This window comes from Ramlibacter sp. (genome assembly GCF_013697775.1).
In the GTDB taxonomy this organism is placed as follows: domain Bacteria; phylum Pseudomonadota; class Gammaproteobacteria; order Burkholderiales; family Burkholderiaceae_C; genus Ramlibacter.
Window position 1 is genome coordinate 1 of sequence record NZ_JACCWG010000342.1, and the last position, 10,479, is coordinate 10,479.

At 68.6% G+C, this 10,479-nt stretch carries 11 protein-coding genes; 6 read left to right on the forward strand and 5 right to left on the reverse strand.

Features of this window, described 5'->3' with window-relative positions:
- From H0U68_RS17180 to H0U68_RS17195, 4 genes are all read left to right on the forward strand, one after another.
- The coding region (locus H0U68_RS17180) for a DUF58 domain-containing protein (RefSeq protein WP_296357779.1) at positions 1-336 on the forward strand (336 nt) is incomplete at its 5' end.
- Positions 330-2,375: a DUF3488 and transglutaminase-like domain-containing protein gene (locus H0U68_RS17185; RefSeq protein WP_296357780.1), complete on the forward strand. Its 2,046-nt coding sequence runs from the start codon at positions 330-332 to the stop codon at positions 2,373-2,375. The genes H0U68_RS17180 and H0U68_RS17185, both read left to right, overlap by 7 nt.
- A 149-nt stretch (positions 2,376-2,524) precedes the next feature.
- Positions 2,525-3,475 carry a lytic murein transglycosylase B gene (gene mltB, locus H0U68_RS17190; protein WP_296357797.1) on the forward strand — a complete coding sequence of 317 codons (951 nt, stop codon included), beginning with the start codon at positions 2,525-2,527 and terminating at the stop codon, positions 3,473-3,475.
- A 128-nt stretch (positions 3,476-3,603) separates the two neighbouring features.
- The gene (locus tag H0U68_RS17195; RefSeq protein ID WP_296357782.1) at positions 3,604-3,771 is read left to right on the forward strand and encodes a hypothetical protein; all 168 of its coding nucleotides are present in this window, start codon (positions 3,604-3,606) and stop codon (positions 3,769-3,771) included.
- Here the strand turns inward: H0U68_RS17195 and H0U68_RS17200 are convergent.
- Positions 3,761-4,258, reverse strand: a complete 498-nt coding sequence (locus H0U68_RS17200) for a metallophosphoesterase family protein (protein ID WP_296357783.1) — start codon at positions 4,256-4,258, stop codon at positions 3,761-3,763. The two genes, H0U68_RS17195 and H0U68_RS17200, sit on opposite strands and share 11 nt — an antisense overlap.
- Before the next feature lie 21 nt (positions 4,259-4,279).
- Complete coding sequence (locus H0U68_RS17205; RefSeq protein WP_296357785.1) at positions 4,280-4,600, reverse strand: cupin; 321 nt, start codon at positions 4,598-4,600, stop codon at positions 4,280-4,282.
- Between the two features lie 137 nt (positions 4,601-4,737).
- Here H0U68_RS17205 and H0U68_RS17210 point away from each other — a divergent pair, with 137 nt between their 5' ends.
- Positions 4,738-5,310 (forward strand): GNAT family N-acetyltransferase, encoded by a 573-nt coding sequence (locus H0U68_RS17210; RefSeq protein WP_296357787.1) that lies wholly within the window; start codon positions 4,738-4,740, stop codon positions 5,308-5,310.
- Here the strand turns inward: H0U68_RS17210 and H0U68_RS17215 are convergent.
- Both H0U68_RS17215 and H0U68_RS17220 read right to left on the reverse strand, forming a co-directional pair.
- Positions 5,276-6,235 (reverse strand): alpha-E domain-containing protein, encoded by a 960-nt coding sequence (locus H0U68_RS17215; RefSeq protein WP_296357790.1) that lies wholly within the window; start codon positions 6,233-6,235, stop codon positions 5,276-5,278. The two genes, H0U68_RS17210 and H0U68_RS17215, sit on opposite strands and share 35 nt — an antisense overlap.
- Before the next feature lie 6 nt (positions 6,236-6,241).
- Entirely contained in the window at positions 6,242-7,669 is a 1,428-nt protein-coding gene (locus tag H0U68_RS17220) for a circularly permuted type 2 ATP-grasp protein (RefSeq protein WP_296357799.1), read from the reverse strand.
- A gap of 175 nt (positions 7,670-7,844) precedes the next feature.
- Here H0U68_RS17220 and H0U68_RS17225 point away from each other — a divergent pair, with 175 nt between their 5' ends.
- Positions 7,845-9,575 carry a C69 family dipeptidase gene (locus H0U68_RS17225; protein WP_296357792.1) on the forward strand — a complete coding sequence of 577 codons (1,731 nt, stop codon included), beginning with the start codon at positions 7,845-7,847 and terminating at the stop codon, positions 9,573-9,575.
- Positions 9,576-9,603: 28 nt separating this feature from the next.
- Here the strand turns inward: H0U68_RS17225 and H0U68_RS17230 are convergent.
- A partial coding sequence (locus H0U68_RS17230) for a ComEC/Rec2 family competence protein (RefSeq protein ID WP_296357795.1) occupies positions 9,604-10,479 on the reverse strand: 876 nt, incomplete at its 5' end.

The following is a 10,479-nucleotide window of genomic DNA, read 5'->3' on the forward strand; positions in this document are numbered from 1 at the left end:
GCGGTGGCGCGCGCCAGCGACAGCGGCGAGTTCGAGGGCGTGCGCGCCTACCGCCGCGGCGACCCGCTCAAGCTGGTGGTGTGGAAGAAGGCAGCCAAGTCGGGCGAACTGGTCAGCCGCGACAGCCTGCAGGCCCAGCGCTACGAGCTGTGGCTGGACATCGCGGCGGCCGGCGCCGGCGACCTGGAGCGCAAGCTGGCGCGCCTGACCGCCTGGGTGCTGCAGGCCGACAAGCTGGGCCAGGACTACGGCCTGCGCCTGCCCGGCCGCGAGATCGCGCCTTCGGGCGGCGAGGCGCACAAGCGGCAGTGCCTGGAGGCGCTGGCCACATGCTGAACGCCGCGCGCTTGCCCGTGGCGCGCCTGGGCGCGCTGTCGAATGCCGTGCGCCTGGGCACGCTGCCGCGCGACGCGCGCGACACGCTGTTCCTGCTGGCGGTGATCGGCTGGCTGGTGCTGCCGCACATCGGCCACCTGCCGGTGTGGTGCAGCCTGCTCACGCTGGGCATGCTGGGGTGGCGCGGCTGGCTGGCGCTGCGCTCGCGGCCGCTGCCCAACCACTGGTGGATGCTGGCGCTGGTGGCCGGCGCGCTGGGCGGCACCTGGTTCACGCACCGCACCCTGCTGGGCCGCGACGCCGGCGTCACGCTGATCGTGGTGCTGCTGGCCTTGAAGACGCTGGAGCTGCGCGCGCGGCGCGACGCCTTCGTGGTCTTCTTCCTGGGCTTCTTCACGATGCTCACCAACTTCTTCTTCTCGCAGTCGCTGCCGGTGGCGGCCGCCATGCTGGTAGGCCTGCTGGGGCTGCTGACGGCGCTGGTCAACGCGCACCTGCCGGTGGGCCGGCCGCCGCTGGCCGAAGCGGCCAAAGTGGCGCTGAAAATGGCGCTGCTGGGCGCGCCGGTGATGGCCGTGCTGTTCATGCTGTTCCCGCGCTTCGCGCCGCTGTGGGGCATTCCCAACGACGCGATGAGCGGGCGCAGCGGCCTGTCGTCCAGCATGGCGGTGGGCACCATGGCCAGCCTGGCATTGGACGACGGCATCGCCATGCGCATCAAGTGGGACGGCCAGCCGCCGCCGCAGGCGCAGCTGTATTTCCGCGGGCCGGTGCTCAGCGTCTTCGATGGCCGCGAATGGCGCCCGCTGGACGCGCGGCTGCTGCCGCGCCTGCCGGCCGTGTTCGGCAACGCGCAGCTGCGCACCGCCGGCGAGCCGGTGCGCTACGCGGTCACGCTGGAGCCGAACAACCGGCCCTGGCTGCTGGTGCTGGACGCCGCGTCGAAGGCGCCCACGGCGTACGGCCTGGAAGCCACCATGACGCCCGAGCTGCAATGGATCGCGTCGCGGCCCGTCACCGACCTGCTGCGCTACAGCGCGGAAAGCCATCCCGCCTACGAAGCCGGCCCCGCCGCCATGGCCGGCGTGCTGCCGCACTACCTGGACCTGCCGCCGGGGTTCGACCCGCGCACGCACGAACTGGCCGCCGAACTGATGCGCGGCCGTGCTGCCGACAAGCCGGCGCTGGTGGAGGCCGCGCTGCAGCGCCTGCGCACCGGCGGCTACAGCTACACCCTGGAGCCGGGCACCTACGGCACCCACACCGCCGACGAATTCTGGTTCGACCGCAAGCAGGGCTTTTGCGAGCACATCGCCTCGGCCTTCGTCGTGCTGATGCGCTCCATGAACATTCCCGCGCGCGTGGTCACCGGCTTCCAGGGCGGCGAGCTCAACGACGTTGACCGCTTCTGGGTGGTGCGCAACAGCGACGCGCACGCCTGGGCCGAAGTCTGGCTGGCCGGCCGCGGCTGGGTGCGCGTGGACCCCACCGGCGCGGTCACGCCCGGACGCATCGGCGCGTTCCAGCGCCTGCGCCCCCAGCCGGGCGTGTTCGGCGCCGCGCTCGGCACCGTCAGCCCCAACCTGGCGGCGCAGATGCGCGCGGCCTGGGAAGCGCTGAACAACAGCTGGAACCAGTGGGTGCTGAACTACACCCAGAGCAAGCAGCTGGACCTGCTGCGCAACATGGGCTTCAGCTCGCCCAGCTGGGAAGACCTGAGCTACGTGCTGCTGTGCCTGCTGGTAGGCGCCGCGCTGCTGGGCGCAGCGTGGAGCTGGTGGGATAAAGTGCAGCACGACCCCTGGCTGCGCCTGCTGGCGCGCGTGCGCAAACGGCTGAGGCAGAAAGGGCTGGAATTGCCCGCAACGAGCCCGCCGCGAAAAATTGCCGATGCCGTGACCGCACATTTCGGCCCGGATGCGACACCATTGGCGCAATGGCTCATTCGACTGGAATTGCTGCGCTACAGCGCCCACCCGCCCTCCACCACCTTCGCCACGCTGCGCCGCGAGCTGCGCCGGCTGCCTTGGCCCCGGTGAGGTTCCGGCTCTCCGTACGCCTGCTGCTGGCTGCCGCCGCGTTCGGCTTGGCGGCAACCACCGCGCTGGCGCAGTCGCCCCGCACCGCGCGCGACGCCCCGGCCGCCGAACGCACCGTCGGCGCGCCGTATGCCAGCGACGAGCAGGCCATGCGCTTTGCCGACGAGGTGGCCGACAAGCACGGCATCGCGCGCGAGTGGATGCGCACCGCCGTCGCCCAGGCGCAGCTGCTGCAAACCGCCATCCGCCTCAACCAGCCGGCTCCCGCCGCCACGGCGAAGAACTGGCGCGTCTACCGCAGCCGCTTCATCGATCCCGTGCGCATCAATGCCGGCGTGCGCTTCTGGCAGGCCAACCGCGAGACGCTGCAGCGCGCCGAAAAGGAATTCGGCGTGCCGGCCGAAATCATCGTCGGCGTGCTCGGGGTGGAGACCATCTACGGCCAGCAGATGGGCGACTTCCGCGTGCTGGACGCGCTGGCCACGCTGGCCTTCAACTTTCCGCAATCGCATCCGCGCGCGGCCGAACGCGCGGCGTACTTCCGCTCGGAGCTGGAGCAGTTCCTGGTGTGGCACAACAAGCGCGGCAGCGACCCGCTGCGCCCGCGCGGCAGCTTCGCCGGCGCCAGCGGCATGCCGCAGTTCATGCCCAGCAGCATCGCGCGCTGGGCGGTGGACTACGACGGCGACAAGCGCATCGACCTGACGCGCAGCACCGACGACGTGATCGGCTCGGTGGCCAACTACTTCAAGGGCTACGGCTGGCACACCGGCATGCCGACGCACTACCCGGTGCGCTTCGACAAGGACAAACTGGACCTGGGCGCGCTGCTCGCGCCCGACATCCTGCCCACCTTCACCGTGGCAAGCTTCCAGGGCAGGGGCGCGGTGCTGGAAGGCCCGGCACTGGAGCACAAGGGCCCGCTCGCGCTGATCGAGCTGCAGAACGGCGGCGACACGCCGACCTTTGTAGCGGGTACCGAGAACTTCTACGTGGTCACGCGCTACAACTGGTCCAGCTATTACGCGATGGCGGTGATCGAGCTGGGGCGCGAGGTGCGGGAGGCGATGGAGCGGCAAGGGCCGCGGCCGGCCTCCTGATGGGCGTTGCCACAACTGCAGGTTGACGGAAGAACAGACCAATCGGCACCGACTCAGCTGGTGCCACCAACCTATCATTCAAAGCTTTGGAGCCGCGATGCCGTTTCACCGGCCCAAGTGCGATTCGCGTGGTGACCAGCGACCTGAAGTTCGAGCAAGCCTGGGACAAGTTCCGCGCCGAGAAACCGCCTGGGGCCAAGGCCACCGGCGACAGTTCCACCCCGGGCACGCCGCCGGTCCATTCCGATGTGCTCGGCACCTGGGCGGAAGTCACCGACGAGTTCGTCAAGGACTGAGAGAACACGGCGGGGTGCCGCGCGCCGCGATCTCCAGCGTCACCGTGCGCGCCTTCGCCTCGCCGCCGCGCACCACCACCTCCCCCACCGACACCGGCAGCTTGAACCGCCGCGGCCCGGCGCTGCCGGGGTTGACGTACAGCACGCCGCCCAGCTCGCGCACCAGCGGCCTGTGCGAATGGCCGGCGACCACGACACGGATCCCTTCCGCGCGCGGATCGACGTCGAGCTGCGCAAGGTCGTGCAGCATGTAGAAGCCGATGCCACCGAACACCAGTCGCTGTGTCCCGGGAACGGCGGCCGCCCAGGCCGCGCCTTCGTCGTTGTTGCCGCGCACCGCGGCCACCGGCGCAATGGCGGCGAGTTGCTGCAGGATCTCCGGCTTGCCGATGTCGCCGCCGTGCAGGATGTGGTCGCAACCTCGCAGGAATGCCAGGGCCTCGGGCCGCAGCAGGCCGTGGGTGTCGGAGATCAGGCCGATGCGCATCCCGCTTGCCTCATCACCGGCTCAGACGCTGCCTTCCTGTTCCACCACCAGGATGCGCGCTTCGCCGCGCGGATGCGCCACGTGCTCGCAGCCGATGCCGGCGAAGAACACGTCTCCCGCGTTCAGCGTCACGACGCGCTCGGCACCGCCTTCGGCCGGATCGCGGTAGTGCATGTCCACCACGCCGTCGAGCACGGCGAACACCTCTTCGCCGTCGTTCACATGCCATTTGTAGGGCTGGTCGGTCCAGTGCAGGCGGGTGGTGACGCCGCGCATGTTGGCGACGTCGGCCGCGCCCCAGGCACGCTCGGCCTTGAATTCCTTGCCACGGAAGATTTTCATGATGGATTCGACTGCAGTGGTGAGCGGCACACCGGTGCATTCTCCCGCAGAACGGTTTGCGGCAGATGTGCAGGAACCGTTCATCATCAATTCGAACCATGGCGATGCGCCGCGCGATCGGGTAAAAAGAAGCCACCATGGACACTCCGTTCGATCTTCAACCGACCCTGGTGGGCCCGCGCGTCACCGTGCGCCCGATCCGAGAAAGCGACTGGGAAGGCATGTTCCGCGCGGCGGCCGATCCCCGCGTGTGGGAGCTGCACCCGGTCAGCGATCGCTACACCGCGCCGGTGTTCCGCGAGTTCTTCGACGGCGCGCTGGCAAGCGGCTCGGCCTTCGCGTTCGTCGACAACCGCAGCGGCGCGATCATGGGCTCCAGCCGCTACCACGGCCTGGACCCGGCGGCAGGTGAGGTCGAGATCGGCTGGACCTTCATGGGCGTCGACTACTGGGGCGGCAGCTACAACCTGGAAGTCAAGACGCTGATGCTCGAACACGCCTTCCGGTTCGTGGACACGGTGGTGTTCTGGGTGGGCGAAACCAATTTTCGCTCGCAGCGCGCCATGGGCAAAATCGGCGGCGTGCTGCGCAATACGCTGAACCCGCGGGTGCTCAACGGGGTCAGCTACCCGCACCTGGTGTATGCGATCACCAGGGACGCGTTCGCGGCGCGCCTCAGGCCGGCGACGGCACCAGGAAGTCCCGGCTGATGCGCGCGCCCAGGTCGTTCACGCGGTCCAGGAACTGGGTGAGGAAGGCGTGCAGCCCGGTGGCCAGGATCTCGTCGATGTGGCCGTACTGCAGCTCGGCGCGCAGCTTGCCGGACAGGCGCATCGTCTCGGCCGACTGCTGGGTGCCCACCATTTCCAGGTTGCTCACCACCTCGTTCATGCTGGCGTGCAGCGAGCGCGGCATGTCGGCGCGCAGGATCAGCAGTTCGGCCACGCGTTCGGGCGTGATGACGTCGCGGTAGACCTTGCGGTAGATCTCGAAGGCGGAGACGCTGCGCAGGATCGCGCTCCAGTGGTAGAAGTCGTACTCCTGGTCCTTCTCGCTGGCCGCGCCGAAGAAGTCGCTCTGCACCGCGTGGAACTTCACGTCGACCAGCCGTGCGGTGTTGTCCGCGCGTTCCAGGAAGGTGCCCAGGCGCATGAAGTGCAGCGCCTCGTCCATGAGCATGGTGCCCACCGTCACCCCGCGCGACAGGTGCGAGCGGAACTTCACCCACTCGAAGAACTGGCCGGGGTCGCGCTCGAACTCGCCGTTGCGCAGCGCCCGGTTGACCTCCAGCCAGGTCTGGTTCTGCGTTTCCCAGGCCTCGGTGGTGAGCGAGCCGCGCACGGCGCGCGCGTTCTCGCGCGCCGCGCGCAGGCACGAGACGATGGACGACGGGTTGTTGTCGTCCTTCACCATGAACTCCATCACGCACTTGGGCACGATGGCGCCGTGCTTGGCGGTGTAGGCGGGCATCAGCTCGCTGATGGACAGCATGCCCTGCCAGCCGACCTGCGCCACTTCCGCGGACTGCGGCAGCAGCGAGGTCTGGTAGTTCACGTCCAGCATGCGGGCGGTGTTCTCGGCCCGCTCGGTGTAGCGGGACATCCAGTACAGATGGTCGGCGGTGCGGCTCAGCATGTTTTTTCAGACCTCCAGCACCCAGGTGTCCTTGGTCCCGCCGCCCTGCGACGAGTTGACCACCAGCGAGCCCTCCTTCAGCGCCACGCGGGTCAGCCCGCCCGGCACCATCTGCACCTCCTTGCCGGAGAGCACGAAGGGCCGCAGGTCGATGTGGCGCGGCGCGATGCCGCTTTCCACATACGTGGGGCAGCTGGAGAGCGACAGCGTGGGCTGGGCGATGTAGCGGCCGGGGTCGGCTTCCAGCGCGCGCCGGAAATCCTCGATCTCCTGGGTGGTGGAAGCAGGCCCGACCAGCATGCCGTAGCCGCCGGCGCCGTGCACCTCCTTGACCACCAGGTCCTTCAGGTTCGCCAGCACGTAGCCCAGGTCGTCCTTGTTGCGGCACACGTAGGTGGGCACGTTGGACAGGATCGGCTTTTCGCCCAGGTAGAACTCGATCATCTTGGGCACGTAGGGGTAGATCGACTTGTCGTCGGCCACGCCGGTGCCGATGGCGTTGCACAGGGTTACGTTGCCGGCGCGGTAGACGTCCAGCAGCCCCGCGCAGCCGAGCGTGGAGGTCGGGCGGAACGCCAGCGGATCGAGGAAGTCGTCGTCCACGCGGCGGTAGATCACGTCCACCCGCTTGGGGCCGCGCGTGGTGCGCATGTAGACGAAGCTGTCCTTCACGAACAGGTCCTGGCCCTCGACCAGTTCCACGCCCATCTGCTGCGCCAGGAACGCGTGCTCGAAGTAGGCGCTGTTGTACATGCCGGGGGTGAGCACCACCACCGTGGGATCGTCGGTGGTGGACGGCGCGGTGGCGCGCAGCGTCTCCAGCAGCAGGTCGGGGTAGTGCATCACCGGCGCCACCTTGTGGCTGCTGAACAGGTCGGGGAACAGCCGCATCATCATCTTGCGGTCTTCCAGCATGTAGCTCACGCCGCTGGGCACGCGCAGGTTGTCCTCCAGCACGTAGTACTCGCCCTGCCCCTGCGCGTTGCGCGCGCGCACGATGTCGACGCCGGCGATGTGCGAGTACACGTCGTTGGGCACCTTCACGCCGATCATCTCGGGGCGGAACTGCGCGTTGCCGGTGATTTGCTCGGCCGGCACGATGCCGGCGCGCAGGATCTCCTGGCCGTGGTAGACGTCGTGCACGAAGCGGTTCAGCGCCGTCACGCGCTGCACCAGGCCGCGCTCCATGGTGCGCCACTCGTCAGCCGGGATGATGCGCGGGATCAGGTCGAACGGGATCAGCCGCTCGGTGCCGGCGCCGGCCTCGTCCTTCGCGCCGTACACGGCGAAGGTAATGCCCACGCGCCGGAAAATCATCTCCGCCTCCTCGCGGCGCGAGCGCATGGTGTCCTCGGGCTGGCGCGCCAGCCAGTCGGCATAACCCCGGTAATGTTCGCGCACGCCCTGGAGCTGCGACTGCGTCTGCCCTCCCATGGACTGCGTCTGGAACTGAAGCGGTCCGTTGCCGGACCACTGGGCGAGCATCTCGTCGAATCGGGTGTGCATGGCAGACAAAGGATAGCAAGTTCCAGGCCGGTGGATGAGCTGTTTTGGTGCGCCGGCGACACGGCGCGGAGCATCTTCAGACGGCGTCCTACGGCGGCCGGTGATGGCCAAGCTTCCAAATTTGCCGCCCCAGCACGGCAATCGAGGAGGCTTCCCCCGCACGACAATCAACGCCATTTCCCTTAGCATCGTCCACATGATCCGCGACATTTCCGCCCTGTTCTCCGCCGTCCTCCTGACAGCGACGCTGGTGAGTCCGCTCGCGCACGCGTGTTCGAGCATGATGGTGACGAGGGGGGCGACGATGGACGGCTCCACCATGGTCACCTACAACGCCGACGCGCAATTCCTTTACGGGGAGCTGCGCTACACGCCGGCGGATCGGCATATGGCTGGCATCCAGCGCAAGGTCATCGACTGGGAAACGGGGGAGCTGCTCGGGCGCATCCCCGAGGTGCCGGCAACCTACGCGGTGGTCGGCAACATGAACGAGCGCCAGCTCACCATCGCCGAATCGAGCTTCACCGCGCGCAAGGAACTCACGCCGCCGTCCGGGATGCTCGACTACGGCTCGCTGATCTTCATCGCGCTGGAGCGGACGAAGACGGCGCGTGAGGCGATCCTGTTGATGACCCGCCTCGCGGCCGAGCACGGCTATTCATCGTACGGCGAGTCATTCTCGATCGCCGACCCGAACGAGGCCTGGCTGATGGAGATGATCGGCAAGGGCGTGGGCAACAAAGGCGCGGTGTGGGTGGCGCGCCGCCTGCCCGAGGGGACCCTGACGGCAAGCGCCAACCACGCCCGGATCACCCAGTTCCCGCTCAACGATCCCGACAACACGCTGTACTCGCCCGATGTCATTTCGTTCGCGCGCGAGAAGGGCTGGTACAGCGGCGCGGACAAGGACTTCAGTTTCGCGGACGTCTACAACCCGTTCGACTTCGATGCCTACCGGCTCACCGAATCCCGGGTGTGGAGCATCTTTCGGCGCGCCGCGCCCTCGCTGGGCCTGGGGCCCGAGTACGTGGACGGCTCGACGCTGGACAAGCGGCTGCCGCTGTGGGTCAAGCCCGACCGCAAGCTGTCGGCGCAGGACGTGATGGCGCTGATCCGCGATCATTTCGAGGACACGCCATTCGACATGTCGAAGGACATCGGCGCCGGCCCCTACGGGCTGCCGTACCGCTGGCGTCCGCTGTGGTGGGATATTGACGGCAAGAAGTACTTCAACGAGCGCGCGCTCTCCACCCAGCAGACCGCGTTCTCCTTCGTGGCGCAGATGCGTGGGTGGCTGCCGGACGCGGTGGGCGGCCTGCTGTGGTTCGGCTTCGACGACACCGCCTTGACGGTGTACACGCCGATGTATGTGGGCATCCGCAAGGTGCCGAAGAACTTCGCCGAGGGTGTGGCCGACCGCGGCAGGTTCTCGTGGGACTCCTCGTTCTGGGTGTTCAACTGGGTGTCGAGCCAGGCCTATGCGCGCTGGAGCGACGTCGTGGTCGATGTGCAGAAGGAGAAGAACGCGCTGGAAGGCGGATTCTTCGCCAGCCAGGCGGAGGTGGAGAAGACGGCCGTCGAGAAGTACAAGCAGAACCCCGAGGCCGCGCGCAACTACCTGACCGAGTATTCCGTCCGCCAGGGCGACAAAGTCCACGCGCACTGGCGCAAATTTGGCGAAGAGCTCTTCGTGAAGTACCTCGACGGCAACGTCCGGGAGGACACCGGCAAAATTAATTTCCCCAGACCCAGGGAAGCCTGGTACCGCGCGATCGTGCGCGACACGGGGAGGCGGCTCGAGCGCGGGGTTCAGCCGGCCGTCACACCGCCGTGACACCGGGATAGCGCACCTCTTTCGCACCCTACGGCGGTGCGTGGTGCCAGTAGCGGGCCTGCCGTTCGCGCTCGCAGCCCACGGCGCCGGCTTCTGCCGACCGCCACGCCGCGGCGCCGCAGCGCGCCGACGGCACCAGCCGGATGCCGTGCTCCGCATAGCGCTGCGCCACCGCCGGCGCCGGGTGGCCGAAGCGGTTACGGTAGCCGGCCTGGGCCAGCGCGATGCGGGGATGCACGGCGTCCAGGAAGGCCTCGCTCGAAGACGTCTTGCTGCCGTGGTGCGGCACCAGCAGCAGGTCGGCCGCCAGCGGTGCGCCGTCGGCCACCAGCCGCGCCTCCTGCGGCTGCTCGATATCGCCGGCCAGCAGCGCCGTGGCCCGGCCGTTGCCGATGCGCAGCACGCAGCTGATGGCATTGGGCTTGGGTCCCATGCCGTAGTCCGCCGGCAGCGGATGCAGGATCTCGAAGCGCACGCCGTCCCATTCCCAGTGCTGGCCGTTCTCGCAGCGGGTGGCGCGGCGGACCGCCTGCAGTTCGTGCTGCGGCTCGATGGAGCTCAGCAAACTGGCCTGCGGCTGCATTGCCAGCACGGCGCGGGCGCCGCCGGTGTGGTCGGCGTCGCGGTGGCTCAAGACCAGCATGTCGATGCGCTCGCCGGCCTGGCGCAACAGCGGCACCAGCACGCGGTGGCCGGCATCCGTGTCCTGGCCGTAGCGCGGCCCGGCGTCGTACACCAGGGTGTGCGTGGCGGTGCGCACGATCACCGCGTTGCCCTGGCCGATGTCCGCGGCCAGCAGGTCGAACTCGCCCCCCGGTGGGCGCGGCGGCTGCCACAGCAGCACGGGCAGCATCAGCGGCAGCCCCAGCAGGCGCAGCGGCGCCGGCAAGGGCATGGCCAGCAG

Coding starts and splice junctions, on each gene's coding strand:
- H0U68_RS17185 (WP_296357780.1), top strand. CDS start 330: ATGCTGAACGCCGCGCGCTTGCCCGTGGCGCGCCTGGGCGCGCTGTCG.
- mltB (WP_296357797.1), top strand. CDS start 2,525: ATGCGCTTTGCCGACGAGGTGGCCGACAAGCACGGCATCGCGCGCGAG.
- H0U68_RS17200 (WP_296357783.1), bottom strand. CDS start 4,258: ATGCGCATCGGCCTGATCTCCGACACCCACGGCCTGCTGCGGCCCGAG.
- H0U68_RS17205 (WP_296357785.1), bottom strand. CDS start 4,600: ATGAAAATCTTCCGTGGCAAGGAATTCAAGGCCGAGCGTGCCTGGGGC.
- H0U68_RS17210 (WP_296357787.1), top strand. CDS start 4,738: ATGGACACTCCGTTCGATCTTCAACCGACCCTGGTGGGCCCGCGCGTC.
- H0U68_RS17215 (WP_296357790.1), bottom strand. CDS start 6,235: ATGCTGAGCCGCACCGCCGACCATCTGTACTGGATGTCCCGCTACACC.
- H0U68_RS17220 (WP_296357799.1), bottom strand. CDS start 7,669: ATGGGAGGGCAGACGCAGTCGCAGCTCCAGGGCGTGCGCGAACATTAC.
- H0U68_RS17225 (WP_296357792.1), top strand. CDS start 7,845: ATGGCCAAGCTTCCAAATTTGCCGCCCCAGCACGGCAATCGAGGAGGC.